General features: G+C 68.6%; 20 protein-coding genes. 3 read left to right on the top strand and 17 right to left on the bottom strand.

What is annotated here, in order from left to right:
- Positions 1–2: 2 nt before the first annotated feature.
- From ruvA to AB0H42_RS14240, 3 genes are all read right to left on the bottom strand, one after another.
- Entirely contained in the window at positions 3–605 is a 603-nt protein-coding gene (gene ruvA / locus AB0H42_RS14250) for a Holliday junction branch migration protein RuvA (RefSeq protein WP_357054979.1), read from the bottom strand.
- On the bottom strand, positions 602–1,171 hold the full coding sequence (gene ruvC / locus AB0H42_RS14245) for a crossover junction endodeoxyribonuclease RuvC (protein ID WP_357054976.1): 570 nt from the start codon (positions 1,169–1,171) through the stop codon (positions 602–604). Before ruvC ends, ruvA begins: the two co-directional genes overlap by 4 nt.
- Before the next feature lie 94 nt (positions 1,172–1,265).
- Positions 1,266–1,790 carry an O-acetyl-ADP-ribose deacetylase gene (locus tag AB0H42_RS14240; protein ID WP_357054973.1) on the bottom strand — a complete coding sequence of 175 codons (525 nt, stop codon included), beginning with the start codon at positions 1,788–1,790 and terminating at the stop codon, positions 1,266–1,268.
- Positions 1,791–1,946: 156 nt separating this feature from the next.
- Here AB0H42_RS14240 and AB0H42_RS14235 point away from each other — a divergent pair, with 156 nt between their 5' ends.
- Positions 1,947–2,348, top strand: coding sequence for a metalloregulator ArsR/SmtB family transcription factor (locus tag AB0H42_RS14235; protein WP_357054970.1), 402 nt, complete (start codon positions 1,947–1,949; stop codon positions 2,346–2,348).
- Positions 2,345–2,848: an SRPBCC family protein gene (locus tag AB0H42_RS14230; RefSeq protein ID WP_357054966.1), complete on the top strand. Its 504-nt coding sequence runs from the start codon at positions 2,345–2,347 to the stop codon at positions 2,846–2,848. The genes AB0H42_RS14235 and AB0H42_RS14230 overlap by 4 nt, the downstream gene beginning before the upstream one ends.
- Here AB0H42_RS14230 and AB0H42_RS14225 read toward each other — a convergent pair.
- From AB0H42_RS14225 to AB0H42_RS14215, 3 genes are all read right to left on the bottom strand, one after another.
- Positions 2,845–3,600, bottom strand: coding sequence for a YebC/PmpR family DNA-binding transcriptional regulator (locus AB0H42_RS14225; RefSeq protein WP_357054963.1), 756 nt, complete (start codon positions 3,598–3,600; stop codon positions 2,845–2,847). The two genes, AB0H42_RS14230 and AB0H42_RS14225, sit on opposite strands and share 4 nt — an antisense overlap.
- Before the next feature lie 12 nt (positions 3,601–3,612).
- Positions 3,613–4,275 carry a pyridoxal 5'-phosphate synthase glutaminase subunit PdxT gene (gene pdxT / locus AB0H42_RS14220; RefSeq protein ID WP_357055114.1) on the bottom strand — a complete coding sequence of 221 codons (663 nt, stop codon included), beginning with the start codon at positions 4,273–4,275 and terminating at the stop codon, positions 3,613–3,615.
- A 110-nt stretch (positions 4,276–4,385) separates the two neighbouring features.
- Complete coding sequence (locus AB0H42_RS14215) at positions 4,386–5,204, bottom strand: acyl-CoA thioesterase II (RefSeq protein ID WP_357054960.1); 819 nt, start codon at positions 5,202–5,204, stop codon at positions 4,386–4,388.
- A gap of 94 nt (positions 5,205–5,298) precedes the next feature.
- Between AB0H42_RS14215 and AB0H42_RS14210 the strand changes: the two genes are divergently transcribed.
- Positions 5,299–5,913: a hypothetical protein gene (locus AB0H42_RS14210; RefSeq protein ID WP_357054957.1), complete on the top strand. Its 615-nt coding sequence runs from the start codon at positions 5,299–5,301 to the stop codon at positions 5,911–5,913.
- A gap of 139 nt (positions 5,914–6,052) precedes the next feature.
- Here AB0H42_RS14210 and pdxS read toward each other — a convergent pair whose 3' ends face one another.
- The 11 genes from pdxS to AB0H42_RS14155 all read right to left on the bottom strand — a co-directional run bounded on the left by pdxS (position 6,053) and on the right by AB0H42_RS14155 (position 20,332).
- Positions 6,053–6,973 (bottom strand): pyridoxal 5'-phosphate synthase lyase subunit PdxS, encoded by a 921-nt coding sequence (gene pdxS / locus AB0H42_RS14205; RefSeq protein WP_083872722.1) that lies wholly within the window; start codon positions 6,971–6,973, stop codon positions 6,053–6,055.
- A gap of 381 nt (positions 6,974–7,354) precedes the next feature.
- Entirely contained in the window at positions 7,355–8,404 is a 1,050-nt protein-coding gene (locus AB0H42_RS14200) for an NUDIX hydrolase (protein ID WP_357055111.1), read from the bottom strand.
- Positions 8,404–9,528, bottom strand: coding sequence for a glycosyltransferase family 4 protein (locus AB0H42_RS14195; RefSeq protein ID WP_357054953.1), 1,125 nt, complete (start codon positions 9,526–9,528; stop codon positions 8,404–8,406). The genes AB0H42_RS14200 and AB0H42_RS14195 overlap by 1 nt, the downstream gene beginning before the upstream one ends.
- Positions 9,525–10,496, bottom strand: a complete 972-nt coding sequence (locus AB0H42_RS14190) for a phosphatidylinositol mannoside acyltransferase (RefSeq protein ID WP_357054950.1) — start codon at positions 10,494–10,496, stop codon at positions 9,525–9,527. The genes AB0H42_RS14195 and AB0H42_RS14190 overlap by 4 nt, the downstream gene beginning before the upstream one ends.
- A complete protein-coding gene (gene pgsA, locus AB0H42_RS14185; RefSeq protein ID WP_357054947.1) occupies positions 10,493–11,164 on the bottom strand; it encodes a phosphatidylinositol phosphate synthase in 672 nt (223 codons plus the stop codon). Before pgsA ends, AB0H42_RS14190 begins: the two co-directional genes overlap by 4 nt.
- A gap of 78 nt (positions 11,165–11,242) precedes the next feature.
- Entirely contained in the window at positions 11,243–11,842 is a 600-nt protein-coding gene (locus AB0H42_RS14180) for an HIT domain-containing protein (protein WP_357054944.1), read from the bottom strand.
- A 36-nt stretch (positions 11,843–11,878) separates the two neighbouring features.
- Positions 11,879–13,951 (bottom strand): threonine--tRNA ligase, encoded by a 2,073-nt coding sequence (thrS, locus tag AB0H42_RS14175; RefSeq protein ID WP_357054941.1) that lies wholly within the window; start codon positions 13,949–13,951, stop codon positions 11,879–11,881.
- Positions 13,952–14,187: 236 nt separating this feature from the next.
- The gene (locus tag AB0H42_RS14170) at positions 14,188–14,859 is read right to left on the bottom strand and encodes a (2Fe-2S)-binding protein (RefSeq protein WP_357054938.1); all 672 of its coding nucleotides are present in this window, start codon (positions 14,857–14,859) and stop codon (positions 14,188–14,190) included.
- Positions 14,832–15,197 (bottom strand): TIGR02611 family protein, encoded by a 366-nt coding sequence (locus AB0H42_RS14165; protein WP_357055108.1) that lies wholly within the window; start codon positions 15,195–15,197, stop codon positions 14,832–14,834. The genes AB0H42_RS14170 and AB0H42_RS14165 overlap by 28 nt, the downstream gene beginning before the upstream one ends.
- A gap of 209 nt (positions 15,198–15,406) precedes the next feature.
- Positions 15,407–17,716, bottom strand: a complete 2,310-nt coding sequence (locus AB0H42_RS14160) for a SulP family inorganic anion transporter (protein WP_357054934.1) — start codon at positions 17,714–17,716, stop codon at positions 15,407–15,409.
- A gap of 309 nt (positions 17,717–18,025) precedes the next feature.
- Positions 18,026–20,332 (bottom strand): SulP family inorganic anion transporter, encoded by a 2,307-nt coding sequence (locus tag AB0H42_RS14155; RefSeq protein ID WP_357054931.1) that lies wholly within the window; start codon positions 20,330–20,332, stop codon positions 18,026–18,028.
- Positions 20,333–20,387: the final 55 nt, after the last annotated feature.

The following is a 20,387-nucleotide window of genomic DNA, read 5'->3' as shown; positions in this document are numbered from 1 at the left end:
GCCTAGCGATTCCTGCCCAGCATCCCGAGCGCGGCGCGCAATGCGGCCGAATTACCCGCGTCGGGATTCTCCGCCAATACCGCGTCCACAGCGGGTTCGGCCTGTTTCAGCGGGAATCCCAGGCCGCTGAGCGCCTCCACCACCTGATCGCGGACCGGCGTGGATACCGGCGCGACAGCGGCCGCGCGGTCCGCCGGAACAGGAACCAGGTTCACCTTGTCCCGCAGTTCCACCACCATCCGCTCGGCCCCGCGCTTGCCGATGCCCGGCACCCGGGTGAGGGTCGCGATATCGCCCGCGGCCAGCGCCTTGCGCAGCGCCTCGGGTTCCAGCACCGCGAGCACCGCCATGGCCAGCCGCGGCCCCACCCCGGACACGGTCTGCAACAGACCGAACAGATCGCGCGACTCGGTGTCGGCGAACCCGTAGAGGGTCATCGAGTCCTCACGCACGATCAACGCGGTGAACAGCGTGGCCTCCGCGCCGCGGGTGAGACCGGCCAGGGTCGCGGGGGTGGCGTTGAGCTGGTATCCGACGCCCGATGCCTCCAGCACCGCATGATCGAGGGCGAGTTCGAGGACTTCGCCACGTATGGACGCGATCACCCGCGTACCGCCTTCCGCTGCTGTTCCAGTCGTTGTGTGTACTGCTGCCGGGCCCGTTCGGCCAGGGCTTCGGCCCGTGCCATCCGCTCCAGCAGCGGCGCCCGCCAGCAGTGGCAGATGGCGAGCGCCAGCGCGTCGGCGGCATCGGCCGGTTTCGGCGGGGTCGCGAGCCCGAGAATCCGGGTGACCATGGCGGTCACCTGTCTCTTGTCCGCAGCACCGTTGCCGGTGACGGCCGCCTTCACCTCACTGGGAGTATGGAACATGACCGGGATTTCGCGCCGCGCGGCCGCCAGTGCGATGACCCCGCCCGCCTGCGCGGTGCCCATGGCGGTGCGCACATTGTGCTGCGCGAACACCCGCTCGATCGCCACCACCTCGGGGCGGTGGGTGTCCATCCACTCCTCGGCGGCGTCGGAGATTCGCAGCAGTCGCCGGGCCAGGTCCATATCGGCCGGTGTGCGGACCACATCCACCGCGATCGCCCGCACGGTGCGCCCCGCGCCCCCTTCGACCATGCTCACCCCACACCGGGTGAGCCCGGGGTCGACGCCCATCACCCGCACCGACGAATCCCTTCCCAGAACGAACAGTTGTTCGAAGTCTAGTGCAGGACCGGGTATCCGGGCGCCAGGGACACGGGCCCGGGTCACCGGGGGCTCAGCGACCCAGCTGCGCTGCGAAGATGTCGTACGCGGCGGCGTCGTACAGCACGAACCGCACTTCCTCGACCCGGGTCGCGGTGGCGTGGACGGTGTCGATCGCGATCCGGGCGCCGTCGTCCATCGGCCAGCGATACACCCCGGTGGAGATCGCCGGGAAAGCAACCGTCCGCGCGCCCAGTTCGTCCGCGACCCGCAGCGACTCGCGGTAGCAGGAGGCCAGCAGCGGGGCGAGTTGCGCCGCGCGGTCGCCGCGGGCCGACCACACCGGACCGACCGTATGGATGACCCACCGGGCCGGCAGGTCACCGGCCGTGGTCGCCACCGCCTGCCCGGTGGGCAGTCCGCGGGGGTAGTCGGTCTCCCGTAGCCGCCGGCATTCGGCCAGGATCGCGGGTCCCCCGCGCCGGTGTATCGCACCGTCCACGCCCCCACCGCCGAGCAGCTCCGAGTTGGCGGCATTGACCACCGCGTCGACCTGCTGCTCGGTGATATCCCCGGGCACGAGAGTCACAGCGACCATGCCGCCATTGTGCCGCCGCCCGCCGCCCCTCCTCCGGTGGCACGCCCGCGCTCCCTCGATCGATACCCGCATGCCCGGCACCGCCGCCCCTCGTCCGTGACGTGCCACGAAGCAGCCCCCTGGACAAAGGGTAACCAACTGGTTACGCTTTGCCCCGTGGACGAGGTGGCCGCGGCGATCGCCGACCCGATACGACGGGAGATCTTGGAGATGCTGCGCGGCACCCGGCATACCGCGGGCGCGATCGCCGCCCGGTTCCCCATCAGCCGGCCCGCGATCAGCCGGCACCTGCGGGTGCTGCGCGACAGCGGCCTGGTCCGTGACGAACTGGTGGGGCGGCAGCGCTACTACGCCCTCGACACCACACCACTGCGCGAGCTGCGCACCTGGCTCGCCGCTCTGGAAGAACCGGCCGCGTGGGAACACCGGCTGGACGCGCTGGCCACCGAGGTCCACCGGACACGGCGCGAGCGCAGGTCCACCACCGCCCGAGCGCAGCAGGGGCCGCCCTCTTCGGGCGCCCCGGAAACTACCGACAACGAGGAGAACTCGGCATGACCATCCGTCCCACCGGACGCCTGGAGAACACACCGGCCGGCCACGATCTGGTCCTCACCCGGACCTATCGCGCACCCATCGCGGACGTATGGGCCAGTATCACCGAATCCGAGCGCACCGCCCGCTGGTTCGGCCCGTGGCAGGGCGACCCCGGACCGGGCCGGACGATACGGGTGCGGTTGTCCTACGAAGCGGGACAGCCGTGGAGCGAGTACACCATCGACGTGTGCGACCCGCCGCGTCGCCTCGCCCTGCGCGCCGTCGACGAGCACGGCAGCTGGCATCTCGAGGTCACGCTCACCGAACACGAGAAGCTGACCGAGCTCGTCTTCGTCCACCACCTGGTTTCGCCCGAACAGCTGCCCGAGATCGGGCCGGGCTGGGATTACTACCTGGACGCGCTCGGGGCGTCGCGCACGGATGCGCGACACCCCGACTTCGACGACTACTACCCCGCCCTGCGGGATCACTACACCGCACTCGCGGGTCGGTACAGTTAGTCGGCGTCCAGTTCGGCCAGCACCTCGTCGGAGATGTCGACATTGGTGTAGACGTTCTGGACGTCGTCACTGTCCTCCAGCGCGTCGACCAGTTTGAACACCTTGCGGGCGCCGTCCGCGTCGACCGCGACGCTCACCGACGGCTGGAAACCGGATTCGGCGGAGTCGTAGTCGATATCGGCGGACTGCAGCGCCTTCCGGACCTCGATCAGGTCGCCTGGCTCGCTGATGATCTCGAAGGATTCACCGAGGTCGTTGACCTCCTCGGCGCCGGCGTCCAGCACCGCCGTCAGCACATCGTCCTCGGACAGACCGTTCTTCTCCAGGGTGACGATGCCCTTGCGGTGGAACAGGTAGGACACCGATCCCGGATCGGCCATGTTTCCGCCGTTGCGGGTCATGGCGACGCGCACCTCACCGGCAGCCCGGTTGCGGTTGTCGGTGAGGCATTCGATCAGGACGGCGACACCATTGGGGCCGTAGCCCTCGTACATGATGGTCTGCCAGTCGGCGCCGCCGGCTTCCTCGCCGCCGCCGCGTTTACGTGCCCGCTCGATATTGTCGTTGGGAACCGACGATTTCTTGGCCTTCTGGATGGCGTCGAACAGCGTCGGGTTGCCTTCCGGATCGCCACCGCCGGTCCGGGCCGCCACCTCGATGTTCTTGATCAGCTTGGCGAAGAGCTTGCCACGCTTAGCATCGATCGCCGCCTTCTTGTGCTTGGTGGTGGCCCATTTGGAGTGGCCGCTCATTCCCTACTTCCTTCAGGTCGATGGCACGGTATCGCTCGACAACGCTACGCCACGGACCAGATCGACGAACATTCGGTGCACACGGTGATCACCGGTGACTTCCGGGTGGAAGGCCGTGGCCACCACGCGGCCCTGCCGGACGGCGACGATCCGGCCGGCGGCCGGGCCGCTCGGCACCCGGGCCAGCACCTCCACCTCGTCACCGGCCCGTTCGACCCACGGCGCGCGGATGAACACCGCCCGGACCGGGTCGCCGGGCAGCCCGGCGAAATCGATATCGGTTTCGAACGAGTCGACCTGACGCCCGAAAGCGTTGCGGCGCACCGTCATATCGATTCCGTCGAGATGCTTCGCATCGGCGCGGGTGTCGAGCACCTCGCTCGCCAGCAGGATCATCCCGGCGCAGGACCCGAACGCCGGCATCCCGGCGCGTAGCCGGGCGCGCAACGGTTCGAGTAGTTCGAAGATCTCGAGCAGTTTGCTGATCGCCGTGGATTCCCCGCCGGGCAGAACCAGCGCGTCGACGGCGGCCAGCTCGTCCGGGCGGCGGACCAGGACCGGGCGGGCACCGCATTCGGCGAGCACCGCGATATGTTCCCGGACATCGCCTTGCAGGGCCAGCACGCCGATGGTGGGCTGGTCGGGCGCGGCACCGGCATCCGGTGCGGCCGCCACTTCCGGGGACACCGCAGACTCGTTCACGTGTGCGAGCTTACGAGCCGGACCGGTGTGCCCGGGGTCACGCCGGTCCCGGACGGACACCCGGCGGCCGCAAACCGTCCCGGCTAGGAACGCAGTGTCCGGATCAGCCCCTCCTGCACCACCGCGGCCACCAGCCGGCCGCCGCGATCGAAGATCTTCCCGCCGGTCAGGGCCCGGCCGAACCCGGCCGACGGCGACGACTGGTCGTAGAGCAACCAGTCGTCGGTACGGAACGGGCGCAGGAACCACATCGCGTGGTCGAGCGAAGCGTTCTGGGTGGGCTCGTCGGGATGGGTGACCTTGGAGGAGCCGAGCAGCGTCATATCGCTCATATAGGCGAGCGTGCACACATGGAACAGCGGATCGTCGGGCAGCGGATGCCGGTAGCGGAACCACACCTGCTGCGGGGAGACCACACCGGGCCGCCGGGTCACCTGATCCTGCGGCACCGGGCGGATATCCCAGTGCTCCCATTCCCGCATGGCCCACAGCCGCTCCGGATCCATGCTGGTCTTGGCATCGGGAAGATCGTGCGGCGGTGCCACATCGGCCATCTCGTCCTGATGCGACGGACCCTCGTCCCCGAGGTGGAAGGAGGCCGACATGGTGAATATCGCGTCACCGTCCTGCACACCGGTGACCCGGCGGGTGCAGAAGGAGCGACCGTCGCGGATCCGGTCCACCAGGTAGACGGTGGGCGCCTCGGGATTGCCGGGCCGCAAGAAGTAGCCGTGCAGCGAATGGACCTGGAACCGTGGCTCCACCGTGCGCACCGCCGACACCAGCGCCTGGCCCGCCACCTGGCCGCCGAACGTACGCGGCAGCTGGGTCTTGGTGGACGCGCCGCGGAAGATATCCCGCTCGAGGCGTTCGATCTCCAGTGCCTCTTCGATAGTCGCCATCCGCCGAGATTATCCCGGGTCCCCGTTTTTCCACGATCCGGTCACGGGTAATCCCCGTCACCGACCGCCCGGCCGGACCTGCTGTGATGGTCCGGTGCCGCGTTTCACTCCGACCACACCCGACGCTCTCACCGAACTGGTGACCCGGGACCTGCGGACGCTGGACGGGTACCGGGTGGTCGGTGTCGACGGCGCCGACGCGGCGTGCCCGCTCGGGTTCGCGGGACGCGCCGCCGAGCGGGTGCGGGCGGACGGACGGCCCGCGGAAACGGTATCGCTGCACGATTACGTCCGGCCCGCCTCGCTGCGAATGGAGTTCGGCCGCGACGAGAACTCGTATCGCACAGGCTGGTTCGACTATTCGGCGCTGCGGCGCGAAGTACTCGATGCGATGCACCACACCGGTACCTGGCTACCCGCGCTGTGGGACGAGGCCGCCGATCGCTCCGCGCGGGGCCGCCGGCGCACCGCGCTGCCCGGGACCGTGCTGTTCGTGGCGGGCCCCATGCTGCTGGGTCGCGGCCTGCCCTTCGATCGCACTGTTCGCCTCGACCTCAGCGCGGCCGCGCTCGCCCGCGGCACCCCGGACGACGATGCCTGGACCGTGCCGGCGCTGCTCGCCCACGATCGTGTACACACCGGGACAGCGGAGTACTTCGTGCGCTGGGACCATCCCGACCGCCCCGCCCTGCGGACCGGCACAGGCTGACCGAGCGATCATCTCCATGGACCGGGCGCCGATCCGTGTCACTCGCGCCCGCGACATAGGTGACGATCAGTGGATCACACCGGATCGAGGCCACCGGCGCACGCCCGGCACAGGGACGGCGCGCAGTTCTGCGCGCCGATCACCAACCGCGTTCGGCCAGCCGGTGCGGCTGCGGGATCTCGTCGACATTGATACCGACCATCGCCTCGCCCAGTCCACGCGAGACCTTGGCGAGCACATCGGGGTCGTCGTAGAAGGTGGTCGCCTTGACGATCGCGCTCGCGCGCTGCGCCGGGTTGCCGGACTTGAAGATGCCCGAGCCGACGAAAACGCCCTCGGCGCCGAGCTGCATCATCATGGCCGCGTCGGCCGGAGTGGCGATACCGCCGGCGGTGAACAGCACGACGGGCAGTTTCCCGGTTTCGGCGATCTCCTTCACCAGTTCGTAGGGCGCCTGGAGTTCCTTGGCGGCGACGAACAGCTCGTCGGTGGGCAGGGAGGTCAGCCGGGTGATCTCCTGCCGGATCTTGCGCATATGCGTGGTGGCGTTGGAGACATCGCCGGTACCCGCCTCGCCCTTGGAGCGGATCATGGCCGCGCCCTCGGTGATCCGGCGAAGCGCCTCACCGAGGTTGGTGGCGCCACAGACGAACGGCACCGTGAAATTCCACTTGTCGATGTGGTTGGCGTAGTCGGCGGGAGTGAGGACCTCGGATTCGTCGATGTAGTCGACACCGAGGCTCTGCAGCACCTGCGCCTCCACGAAATGCCCGATCCGGGCCTTGGCCATCACCGGGATGGAGACCGCCTCGATGATCCCGTCGATCATGTCCGGGTCGCTCATCCGGGACACCCCGCCCTGGGCGCGGATATCGGCCGGTACCCGCTCGAGCGCCATCACCGCGACGGCGCCGGCATCCTCGGCGATCTTGGCCTGCTCCGGGGTGACGACGTCCATGATCACCCCGCCCTTGAGCATCTCGGCCATACCGCGCTTCACGCGGGCGGTACCGGCCTCGCGGGTCGCGTCGGGGGTCTGGGTGGTCTCGGGCGTGGTCACGGCAGCTCCTGTGTCTGTTGCCAGGTGGGGATCGTCGATGAACACCACGATTCTAGGTGGGGCGACAAACCGGCTTCATAGCCAGTTGACGCACACTGGCCTGGCCACCACCTGCGATGTACCGGCGACCTCCGGCTACTGGACCGGAAAACGGCGCCGCCGGACCGGTGTGACACCGGCCCGGCGGGGCGCTGCGAACCGATTCAGATCGGATCGACCACCAGCAGCTTCGCCCAGTACTCGGCGGCGCCGGGACCCAGAATCGGCAACAGGTAATCGAACAGGATATAGGACACGTACTCACCTCCACACACCGAATCGACACATCCTCGGCGTGTCAAACCGTCTGCGACCCTATCACGCCAGTGAGCCCGGTCACATTCACCGAATGGAGCGAACCTCCGGATCGCCCGCGGCGTCGGCCGCGGCCGAGGCTTCCGCGAGCAGTTCGTCCAACTGGTACGGATACACCATCTCCCCTGCGGCGACCTGGGCCCTGATCTCGTCCGGGCCGCACCACCGGTTACCGGTGATGGAGCGTTGCTCGACGTGGGTCAGATCGGCCGCATCGGGTTCGAATCGCGGTACCCGCAACGCGAAGAACAGTTCCTCGGACCGGATCAGATCGCCGTTGAAGGGGAAAACCGCGACCCGCCGCCAGATCGGGCCGCGCAGGGCGGCCGGATCGGCGATGAGCCCGGTTTCCTCGTACACCTCGCGCACCGCGGCTTCGCGCAGACTCTCCCCCGGTTCCACCCCGCCGCCGACGGTGAACCAGAACGACACCTCCGGAGCCAGCGGATCGTGGCCGCGCATGAGCAGGATCCGGTCCTGTTCGTCGAGCAGGGCCACCCGCGCCGAGACCCGCGTGGTGTCGACCTCCAGTCCGGTGGAGGCCGCGGGAGTAGCCCGTTCGGCGATCTCGAAGTAGGTCGGGATGGGGGCGGTACCGCCCAGGTGCAGCCAGCGCACCGGGCGGCGGGTCCGCAGCGCGAGGGTGTCGCGCACGGCGTCGTTGTGGAAGCGGCGGGCGATGAGCACCCGGGCTTCGGCATCGGCCAGTTCGGCGACCTGCTGAGTCGGCAGCTTGGCGATATCGACGGCCGACAGGGCGGCCGCCAGCTGGTTCTCCACGGTTTCCCGGTCTTCGCGGCCGGCGCGCTCGGCACGGTCGGCCAGTGCGGTGAGCCGCCGGGCGGACTCGGCCGTATCGGGCTCCGGGCCGGCGTGCGCACCGGACAGCGACGTCGCCACCGCCCGGGCCACCACGGCCCGGCGGGCCAGCGCCGCCTCCAGGGCGTGCCAGGCCAGATCGGTGCGCACATGCAGGCGGTCGAGCCGGTTGGCGGCGGAATAGGCCCACACCCCGAGTGCGACCACGAGAGCGGCGACGAACGCGAGAACGAGAACCGTGGTCGCGGAGAAGGTGATCATCCGGCCACCCGGACCCGCAGGTCACCGACCACCACGGTTTCGTAGACCCGCAGGATCTGTTCGGCCACCACCGGCCAGTCGTAGGTGCCGACCACCTGGGTCGCCGTACGCACCAGAGCGCCGCGCCGGACCCCGTCCGTGAGCACCGTGTCCAGGGCGTCCGCCAGAGCCGTGGCGTCACCGATCGGCACCAGCAACCCGGCGGCGCCGTCGCGCAGGACCCGCCGGAAGGCATCCAGTCCGCTGGCCACCACGGCGGTCCCGGCGGCCATGGCCTCGATGAGAATGATCCCGAAACTCTCCCCACCCAGATTCGGTGCCACGTAGACATCGGCGCTGCGCAGGGCCGAGGCTTTCTCCGCATCCGAGACCTGGCCGAGAAAGCGCAGGTGCCGGGCGCACGGACCGGCCTCCCGGCGCAGACGTTCCTCGTCACCGCGGCCGACGACCAGGACCTCCACCTCGGGATGGCGCGCGACGAGGGCCGGGAGGGCCCCCAGCAGGACCTGCATCCCCTTACGCGGCTCGTCGTAGCGTCCGAGGAAAAGGACGGTGCCGCCCGGCCGCGGATAGCCGGGCAGCCGCGGGGCGCGGGCGAACGCCTGCACATCGACCCCGTTCGGGATCTCCACCGCGTCGGAACCGAGCGCCTCCACCTGCCAGCGACGGGCCAGTTCCGATACCGCGATCCGGCCGCTGATCTTCTCGTGATACGGCCGCAGCACACCCTGAAATGTCGCCAGTATCAGGGACTTCGTGGTGGAGGTGTGGAAGGTGGCCACGATCGGGCCCTCGGCGATCTTCAGGGCCAGCATGGACAGACTGGGCGCGTTCGGTTCGTGGATGTGCAGGACGTCGAACTCGTTGCTCTCGATCCACCGGCGGATCCGGGTGTAGGCGGTCGGCCCGAAGGAGAGCCGGGCCACCGAGCCGTTGTACGGGATCGCCACCGCGCGCCCGGCCGAGACGACGAAATCGGGAAGCTCGGTCGTCTCGGAGGCGGGCGCCAGCACACTCACTTTGTGCCCGCGTTCCAGGAAGACCTGCGCGAGCTCCACCACATGCGCCTGCACGCCGCCCGGTACGTCGAACGAGTAGGGACAGACCATGCCGATTCTCATGGGGCGCGGTCTCCACCGGTTTCGATCGAATACGTCTCGCGTCGCGCCTGTTCGGTGTGGATACGGTCCAGCCGGGCCTCGGACAGATCCGTTTCCCACAGCGGCTGCAACATATGCCAGTCGGCCGGGTGCTCGGCGATACCGGCGGCGAAACAATCCGCCAGCGCCTGCGTCGCGGCCGCGACACCGTCCGTGACGTCCAGGGGCTCCCGGGTACGGACCACCCAGCTCTCCCGGCCGCGGTCGTCCACGGTGAACGAGACGTGTACCGGCATGAGCGCGGCACCGGTTTCCACGGCAAGCGCGGCCGCTCCGGCGGGCATCCAGGTCCGTTCGCCGAAGAAGGTGACCGGGACACCGCGGCCGGTGAGGTCGCGCTCCCCCATCAGGCAGACGATCTTGTTGTCGCGCAACCGCTGCACCAGCGCGGTGAACGGCGGCTGCTCGCCGCCGGTCAGCGGGAACACCTCGAAGCCGAGACTCTCCCGGTAGGCGACGAACCGTTCGAACAGCGATTCCGGTTTCAGCCGTTCCATGACGGTGGTGAACGTCCCGTAGTTCTGGACCAGCCAGGTACCGGCCATATCCCAGTTACCCGAATGCGGCAGCACGAACACCACTCCGCGACCGCGGGCCAGCGCGGCGTCCAGGTGTTCCCGGCCGATCACCGTGATCCGGCCCGACCGCACCAGTTCGGCGTGATCCATCGTCGGTAGCCGGAACGCCTCCCGCCAGTAGCGGGCGTAGGAACGCGTACTCGCCCGGACGAGTTCGTCGGATACGGCTTCCGCGGGCATCCCGACCACCCGGGCCAGATTGCGGCGCAACTGGACCGGCCCGCCCTTGCGGGCCGCGAAATCCGCACCCCGGTCGAACAGTGTGCGCGCCGCCCGATCCGGGAGGGCGCGCACCAGCCGCCAGCCCGCGGCGTATCCGCGATCGCTCGCGGTCGCCCGCCACCTGCTCACGACGGCCGCTCCGTTCCCTTGTTGTTCGTGCTGTCCAGGATCTCGCGGGCCCCGGGTGAATTGCGCACCGCCAGCACCCGCTGGCCCACCGTCACGATGCTGAGTACGGCCAGAACCCACATCGCCACGTGCACGGCCCAGGTGAGCCATTCGATACCCCAGTGCCCGCCGATCCCGGTGAGCCCGGCACCCACCAGCACGATCACCAGCCGGTCCGGGCGTTCGATCAGGCCGCCGTCGGCGGACAGCCCGCTGGCCTCGGCCCGGGCCTTGGCGTAGGAGATGACCTGCGAGGTCACCAGGACGGCCAGGGTGGCCACGAACAGCGGCCTGCTCTGTTCGTGGTAGACCGCCCACCAGGCCAGCGAACCGAAGATGGCGCCATCGGCAATGCGGTCGCAGGTCGCGTCGAGCACCGCCCCGTAGCGGGTCCCACCGCCCCGGGCCCGGGCCATCGCGCCGTCGAGCATGTCGAACATGACGAACAGCCAGATGAGTATGGTTCCCCAGAACAAATGCCCGGTGGGAAACAGGGTGACCGCGGCGGCGATCGAGGCGGCGGTGCCGATGAGGGTGACCGCGTCGGGGGTGAGGCCGGTGCCGACCAGTGCCCTGCCCAGCGGCGCGGTGGCCTTGGCGAAGGTCGCCCGGCCGATAATGCTCAGCACCTACCCCTCCTGCTCTGCCCGGTAGGTCACCCGCACCCGCCCGGCTCCGGCGCGCGCGCCTGGCACGGCGTCGCTCATCTACGCCTCCTCCCAGGCCGACGCGAGCAGCGCCCGGGTCTCGCGCAGCAGCTGCGGCATCACCTTCGCGCCTCCGATCACGGTGATGAAGTTCGCGTCACCACCCCAGCGCGGCACAATGTGCTGGTGCAGATGGTCGGCGAGCGAGCCGCCCGCGACACCCCCCAGGTTGAGTCCGACATTGAAGCCGTGCGGCCGGGACACCTTCTTCATCGTCCGGATGGCCCGCTGCGTGAACTCCATCAGTTCGGCGGATTCGGCGGCGGTGAGATCCTCCAGGTTCGCGACCCGGCGATAGGGCACCACCATCATGTGCCCCGGGTTGTAGGGGTACAGGTTCAGCACCGCGTACACCTGCTCGCCGCGGGCGATGACCAGACCGTCCTCGTCGGACATGGTGGGGATATCGGTGAACGGATGCCCGGTCGCGCCCTTGGGGGCCGTGGTCGCGGCCTCCGCGATATAGGACATCCGATACGGCGTCCACAGCCGCTGCAACCGGTCCGGTTCGCCCGCACCGCGATCCACGATCTCGCCGGACCGCTCCGGGGTCGCGCCCGACTCCTCGGTCAGCTCGTCCGGCGCCGTGCGCTCACTCATGCTCCATACCCTTTCCCCGCCCGGACGGACCCGGTGTCACTCGGGCGCACCGCCTTCGCTGTCCACCAGGGCGCGAACCGTGTCCGCGGTGGGCGAGGAATTGTCGCGGCGGCGGATCCACTCCGCGACCACTCGCACCGCATCGTCCACCGGTACTCCGTTGACCTGGGTGCCGTCCCGGAACCGGAAGCTCACCGCGCCGGCCTCCACATCCCGCGCGCCGGCCAGCAGCATGAACGGCACTTTCTGCGCCGTGTGGTTGAAAATCTTTTTCTGCATCCGGTCGTCACCGCGATCGACCTCGGCCCGGACCCCGGCCGCGCGCAGCCGCGTCACCACCGCGTCCAGGTGCGGGACGAAGGTATCGGCCACCGGGATGCCGACGACCTGCACCGGCGCCAGCCAGGCCGGGAACGCACCCGCGTAGTGCTCGGTGAGGACGCCGAAGAAGCGTTCGATCGAGCCGAACAGGGCCCGGTGGATCATCACCGGCCGCTTCTTGGCGCCGTCGGAGGCGGTGTACTCGAGCTCGAACAGATCCGGTTCGAAGAAATCCAGCTGGATGGTCGACATCTGCCAGTTGCGGCCGAGCGCGTCGCGGGTCTGCACCGAGATCTTCGGACCGTAGAAGGCGGCACCCCCGGGATCCGGCACCAGTTCCAGACCGGACGCCTCCCCCACCTGGCGCAGGGTCTCGGTGGCCTCGTCCCACAGTTCGTCGGAGCCGACGTACTTGTCCGGATCCTTGGTGGACAGTTCCAGGTAGAAATCGTCCAGACCGTAGGCCTTCAGCAGGTCGAGCACGAACCGCAGGGTGCCGGTCAGTTCCTCGACCACCTGCTCCTGGGTGCAGTACAGGTGCGCGTCGTCCTGGGTGAAACCGCGGGCCCGGGTGAGACCGTGTACGACCCCGGACTTCTCGTACCGGTACACCGAACCGAATTCGAACAGCCGCAGCGGGAGTTCCCGGTACGACCGGCCCCGGGACCGGTAGATCAGGTTGTGCATCGGGCAGTTCATCGGCTTGAGGTAATAGTCCTGCCCCGGCTTGCGCACGGTGCCGTCCTCATTGAGTTCGGCGTCCAGGTGCATGGGCGGGTACATCCCGTCGGCGTACCACTCGAGGTGCTTGGAGGTCTCGAACAGATGCGCCTTGGTGATGTGCGGGGTGTTGACGAACTCGTAGCCCGCCGCCACATGCTGCTGACGCGAGTAGTCCTCCATCTCCTTACGGATGATGCCACCCTTGGGATGGAACACCGGCAGACCGGAACCCAGTTCGTCCGGGAAGGAGAACAGGTCGAGTTCCAGGCCCAATTTGCGATGGTCGCGCTTCTCGGCCTCGGCGAGCATGTGCAGGTACTCGTCCTGCGCCTCGGTCGATTCCCAGGCGGTGCCGTAGATGCGCTGCAGGCCTTCCCGGTTCTGGTCACCGCGCCAGTACGCGGCCGAACTGCGGGTCAGCTTGAAGGCCGGGATGAACTTGGTGGTGGGGATGTGCGGACCCCGGCACAGATCGCCCCACACCCGCTCGCCGGTCCGTGGGTCGAGATTGTCGTAGATGGTCAGCTCGTTACCGCCGACCTCCATGATCTCCGGATCGTCGATCCCGGATTTGTCGCCGATCAGTTCGAGTTTGAATGGTTCCCGCGCGAGTTCGATCCGCGCCTGGTCCACCTCGACGACGCGGCGGGAGAACCGCTGCGCGCCCTTGACGATCTTCTTCATCCGGGACTCCAGCCGGGCCAGATCCTCAGGGGTGAACGGGCGCTCGACCCGGAAGTCGTAGTAGAAGCCGTCCTTGATCGGCGGGCCGATACCCAGCACGGCCTCAGGAAACTCCTGCTGCACCGCCTGGGCCAGCACATGGGCGGCCGAATGGCGGATCACGCTGCGGCCGTCCTCGGTGTTCGCGGCGACCGGGGTGACCTCTGTCTCGAGTTCCGGTGCCCAGGAGAGGTCGCGCAACTGTCCCGCGGCGTCGCGAACGACGACCACGGTATCGGGGCCTTTGGCCGGCAGGCCCGCCTCACGCACCGCGGCACCCGCCGTCGTCCCGGCAGGCACCCGGACGAGGGTGGCTGGGCTGCGGGGGGCTGTGGTGGTCACGGTGGCGCTCTCCTCGGGTATCTGTGGCCGGTTACGGTTCGGCTCGTTCGGGCAACGGATCGCCCGCATCACTCCGGCTCGTTCCGGTTCGTCGACGGCTCGATCCGTCTGTCGGTGACCGGGCACAGCCCGGCCGCGACCATGCTATCGGCACAGCCGGGAACGCGTGTCGATGGACCGGACGAGGTCGCTCGCCGTGCCCGCTCGAACGCCCGGCCGGTGCCGGAACCGGCTCCTCACCCCCGCCGCGCGTAGTCCGCGAGCAGCGCTTCACGCTCGTGGGGACGGCGCTTGGGGCAGCTGACGCATTTCTCGCAGCCCGGCGCCTCGTACACCAGGCAGCAGGAGGCGCGGCGGACGAAGGTGCGCCCGGCGACCTCGACGAAACGGGGTTCGGGCAGTGCCGTGCCGATCGCCTCGGCCAGCCGCCGGCCGATCGGGGGTTGCCCGGCATCGACGGCCCAGCTCCCCACCACATCGGTGACCACCGCCCACAGCGCCGGTCCCCGGACACCCGACACCGCGGTGAGGCAGTCGATCACCGTGGTGACGGTCTCCCGCAAGGTCACCGCGATATCGGCCTCGGTGGCCTCGATCCCGGAGTCCGCGCCCGCCGCGTGCCACCCGGCCTCGTCGATCTCTACCCGTTCGACCGACCCGTCGGCGCGCAGGGTCAGCGTGAGCCGCTCCAGGGTGGGTGCCGGAATCGGACGCCGCTGTGCCAGCGCCCGCACCACCTGTTCGACCAGCGCCGAGGCCGTCATACACCACCACAGCGTCGCGCTCACCCGCATCGAATCGGTACGCCAGGACGCGCCGAGATCCGCTATTCGAGCCGCCAGCCACGATTCGTCGGTGAGCATCCGGCCGCTCACCGGCGTCACGACATCAGGGGGCTGCGCAACCACGGCCAATCGACTCCGATCCAGTCACCGACCAATCCGAACGTCCCGAGTACCCACAGGGTGGCCACGACCAGCGCACACGTCGCCAGGAAGGCGATCACCTGCATGACCGGCCCGCGGGAGATGTACCAGGCCATCCCGCGCCGGTACTTGTCCCGCAACCACACCAGCGCCCGCCGCGCCACCGCGAATTCGGTGGCCAGGATGCCGATACCGGCGAACACCAGTGCCCAGCCCGGACCGGGGAACGGAATGGTGATCACCCCGACGACTAACACCGCGGTGCCGACGACCGCCACCCCGACTCGGTAGACGAGCTCGAGCGTAGGGCGCCGCGCGATCCGGTCCCGGTAGGCGCGCCAGAATGCGGGACCGGACCGGTGCCCGGACTCGGGCTCGGTGGCCTCCCCGGGCACACCGGCCTCGGCCGCGGGATGATCCGCGACGGAATCGGAACGACTTTCCACGGGTACCAGCCTACGAGGCGCCGTGGGACGAGAGCGCGGACGTGACCCGCCCGGGGCACCCGGACGGGTCACGTTCCGGCGCGTCACCGGGCGGACTGCGCCGGTTCCCGCTGAAACTGCGCCAATAACTCGTCGTTATCCTCGATGGGGGCGATGCCGTCGAGGCGGACTTCGATGACCCGTGCGCTGGCGATATCGAAGAACAGACCGGAGACGGTGAGTCCGCGTTCGTCGGCGGCCCGGCGGACCGACGGATGTCGCCGCAGGTTCTCCAGCTGCACCGCGATATTGACCATGCTCAACTGCTCCACCGGACCGAAACCGGCGGCCTCGGCGGCGCGGCCGACCACATGCCCGGCCCGGTAGCTCTCCAGGCTCGGCCGGCCGTATTCGAGCCAGCGGTCGATGCCCGGGCCCGCGGGTTCGCCGGAGTGCAGCGCACCCATGGCCCCACAGGAGGAGTGACCGCAGACCACCACGGATCGGACATTCAGCTTCTCCAGCGCGAAGACCAGCGCCGCCTCCACCGACGCGTCACCGTGCTCGGGCACCAGATTGCCCACATTGCGCACGGTGAACAGATCGCCCGGCCCGCTGTTGGTGATCACATTGGGCACGATCCGTGAATCCGAGCAGGTCAGGAAGAAGGAATCCGGATCCTGCCCGTCACGCAGCTCGTCCAGATGCGGCCGCACCAGATGCGCGTGGCTGCGGTGGTAGGCGGCGATACCGCTGACCAGCGGATCACCACTGTCACCCGAACCGTTGGACGAACCGTTGCGATCCACCTGCCAGGGCCCGAGGACACCGTCGAGGGCGACCCGGCTCATACTGCGCGAAGGCGGTGCCGTCCCCACGTTCGCCATCCGCGCGGCACCGATCTCCACGAAATCGACAGTGCCACCGTTGCTCTCGTGCTGACGCGCCCAGTCGGTGATCGCGTCGTAGGCGGCGTGATCGAGGAAGTCGACCGTCATCTCCACGGTCACCGGGATACCCGGCGGGACCTTCGCGAAGGTGGACGACAGTTTCGGCAGCGACAGGAACGTGCACGATCCGTCGACCTGGATCAGCCAGCGATCGGTGCCACCGAGCGGTTCGGCGGTGATCGTGACCCGTACGACCCGCCAGAGCAGGAGCGCGAAGGCCAGGGCCAAACCGATCAGAACCCCCTCGAGCAGGTTCAGGAAGACCACCGCGGCCAGGGTCACCACATAGACGAGGAGATCGCCGGTGCGGTGGGCGAGCCGGATATGCGCCAGTTTGACCAGCTGTACGCCGATGACGATGAGCAGGCCGGCCAGGGCGGCGAGCGGGATCTGTTCGACCAGCGACACCAGGGCCACCGAGAAGATCAGCAGCCAGACACCGTGCAGTACGGCCGAGGCACGGCTGCGCGCACCGGCCGCGACGTTGGTGGAGCTGCGCACGATGACGCCGGTGACGGGCAAGCCACCGAGCAGGCCGGACAGGACGTTCGCCGAACCCTGGCCGAGCATTTCGCGGTCGAAGTCGGCCCGCGGTCCGGTATGCATCTTGTCGATCGCCACGGCCGACAACAGGCTCTCCACACTGGCGATGAGCGCGAAGGTCAGGATCATCACCACGACCCCGGCCCAGTCGCTGCGGGGCAATTCGGGCAGCCCGATCGCATCGAACAGCGAACCGTCGATGGTGACCCGCTTGACGTCGAGCGAGAACACCAGCGACAGCACCGTGGCCACCACGATCGCGGCCAGGGCGCCGGGGACGACCCTGATCCGTTCCGGGAGGTACTTCCAGCCGAGCATGATGACGATGACGACGGCGCCGAGGATGACGGCCGGCCCGTGCAGCGCGGCCAGCTGCGCGGGCAGGTCGGTGATGTTGGTCCACGCGGTGCTGTTGGATTCACCACCGAGCAGTACGTGCAACTGTTGCAGCGCGATGGTGATGCCGATTCCGGCGAGCATGGCGTGCACCACCACCGGCGCCACCGCCAGTGCCGCCCGGGCGATCCGGCTCAATCCGAACAGGATCTGCAGGACACCGGCCGCCGCGACGATGAAACAGGTTACGCGCCAGCCGAATTGGCTGATCGATTCGGCGACGATCACGGTGAGGCCCGCGGCCGGGCCGCTCACCTGCAGAGCGGAGCCGCCGAGGGCGCCGGCGACCACACCACCGATCACCGCGGCGATGAGCCCGGCGGCCACCGGGGCGCCGGAGGCGATCGCGATACCGATGGACAGCGGTAACGCAACGAGAAAGACCACGATCGAGGCCGGGACATCATGGCGCAGGATCGAGGCCGGCCAGGTCGGGGTGGGTTTGCGCCCGGACCCGGGGGGCTCGCGCCCGTCCGGGCCCGAATCAGTAACTGATTCTGGGGAATTCGTGCTCTGGGTGCCCATCGTTCTCCTTCGCCGACTCGGCACGGGCCAGGTCGGTTGACGATCAACGTGTCCGCTCGGACACAGACCGCGAACCGGCAACTCGCGGTGAAGTGGGTACTCGGCACACCAACGGGCCGAGTTGTAAACCGTTGCCATAGTAAGGGTAATGACTTATCAAAGCCTGAGAAGGCACCCCCACCGCTGGCGATAACGCGCGCGACCATGTCGGCCCGATCGCGTCATGACCGACATCACTGCCGAAACCAATTGTCTCGCAGAGAATCAAGACTCGACCGGCAGCACCGGAACGGGGGGCCGCAACCATGCTCATACCGTCCCCATCGACGCCGGTCCGCGCTGCAATTGCGCCAGCAGCCCGTCCGAGTCCTCGATGGAAGCAATCCCGTCCACACCCACCTCGATCAGCCGAGCACTGGCGATATCGAAGAACAGACCGGAGACGGTGAGCCCACGTTCCTCGATCGCTCGGCGGACCGACGGATGCCGCCGCAGATTCTCCAGCTGCACCGCGATATTCACCATGCTCAGCTGCTCGACCGGACCGAAACCGGCCGACTCCGCCGCGGCGCCCACCACATGTCCGGCCCGATAACGCTCCAGGCTCGGCCGACCGTACTCGAGCCACCGGTCGATACCCGGACCCGCCGACTCACCCGAGTACAGGGCGCCCATGGCCCCGCAGCACGAATGGCCGCAGACCACCACCGTGCGAACACTGAGTTTCTCGAGCGCGAAGGCCAGCGCCGCCTCCACCGAGGCGTCGTGCTCGGGCACCAGATTGCCCACATTGCGCACCGTGAACAGATCACCCGGCCCGCTGTGGGTGATCACATTCGGCACGATCCGTGAATCCGAGCAGGTCAGGAAGAAGGAATCCGGATCCTGCCCGTCACGCAACTCGTCCAGATGGGATCGCACCAAATGCGCACGGCTGCGATGGTAGGCGGCGATACCGCTGGCCAGCGGATCACCACTGTCATCCGGTCCCATCGACGAACCGTTGCGATGCAACCGCCACGGCCCGAGGACATCGGCGAGCGCGACCCGGCCCATCCCGCGCGACGGCGGAGCATCCGTGACGTGCGCCATCCGAGAGGAACCGATTTCCACGAAATCGACAGTGCCGCCGTTACTCTCGTGCTGCCGCGCCCAGTCGGTGATCGCGTCGTAGGCGGCATGATCGAGGAAGTCCACAGTGAGCTCCACCGTCACCGCGACCCCCGGCGGGACCTCGGCGAAGGTGGTGGACAGTTTCGGCAGGGAAAGGAAAGTACAGGAGCCGTCGATCCGCACGAGCCAGCGATCGGTGCCGCCGATCTGTTCCGCCGTCACCGCGACCCGCACGATCCGCCAGATCAGCAGCGCGAAGGCCAGGGCCAAACCGATCAGAACCCCCTCGAGCAGGTTCAGGAAAACCACTGACGCCAGGGTGGCGACGTAGACGAGCAGATCGCCGGTGCGGTGCGCGAGCCGGATATGCGCCAGTTTGACCAGCTGCATTCCGATGACGATCAGCAGACCGGCCAGCGCGGCGAGCGGGATCTGCTCCACCAGCGACACCAGGGCCACCGAGAACACCAATATCCACGCGCCGTGCAGGATCGCCGAAGCCCGGCTGCGGGCGCCCGCGGCCACGTTGGTGGAACTGCGCACGATAACGCCCGCGACGGGCAAACCGCCGAGCAACCCGGTCAGGACGTTCGCCGATCCCAGGCCGATCATCTCGCGATCCAGGTCCGTCCGCGGTCCGGTGTGCATCTTGTCGATCGCGACGGCCGACAGCAGACTCTGCACACTGGTGATCAGCGCTACGGTGAAGATCATCATGACAACGGCGGCCCAATCACCGTGTGGCAGTGCGGGTAACATGATCGCGTCGAACAGCGAGCCGTCCAGCGCGACCCGCTTCACGTCCAGCGACAACACCACGGAAAGCCCGGTGGCCACCACGATGGCCACCAGCGCCCCGGGCACCACCTTGACCCGTACGGGCAGGCGATTCCAGCCCAGCATGATGACGATCACGGCCACGCCGAGCAGCGCAGCGGGGCCGTTCGCGGAGGCGAGCCGGCCCGCCAGGCCGGTGATATTCGTCCATGCGGCGCTGCCGGATTCGCCACCGAGCAGTATATGAACCTGCTGGAGTGCGATGGTGATCCCGATCCCCGCGAGCATGGCGTGTACCACCACCGGCGCCACCGCGAGCGCCGCCCGGGCGACCCGGCTCAAGCCGAACAGGATCTGCAACACACCGGCTGCGGCGACAATAAAACAGGTTACGCGCCAGCCGAAGTGATGAATGGATTCGGCGACGACCACGGTGAGGCCGGCCGCGGGGCCGCTCACCTGCAGAGCGGAGCCGCCGAGCGCACCGCCGACGACACCGCCGACGACGGCGGCGATCAGACCGGCGGCCACCGGGGCACCGGAGGCGATCGCGATGCCGATGGAGAGTGGTAACGCGACGAGGAAGACCACGATCGAGGCCGGGACATCATGGCGCAGGATCGAGGCCGGGACCACGGAGCGCAAGCGGGATCCGGACCCGGCCGTGGCTACGGACGAGCCCGGTCCAGGCGGTGACGCATGGGCATTCGGGATCTTGGTTGCCATTGGTCTCCTTCGCCGACTCGGCACGAGCCGAGGTCGGTTGACGATCAACATGTCC

Origin of the sequence: Nocardia sp. NPDC050799, from assembly GCF_040654015.1 — a bacterium.
GTDB lineage: Bacteria > Actinomycetota > Actinomycetes > Mycobacteriales > Mycobacteriaceae > Nocardia.
The sequence above is the reverse complement of the archived record's forward strand: the minus strand, read 5'-3'. Positions and strand labels throughout refer to the sequence as shown.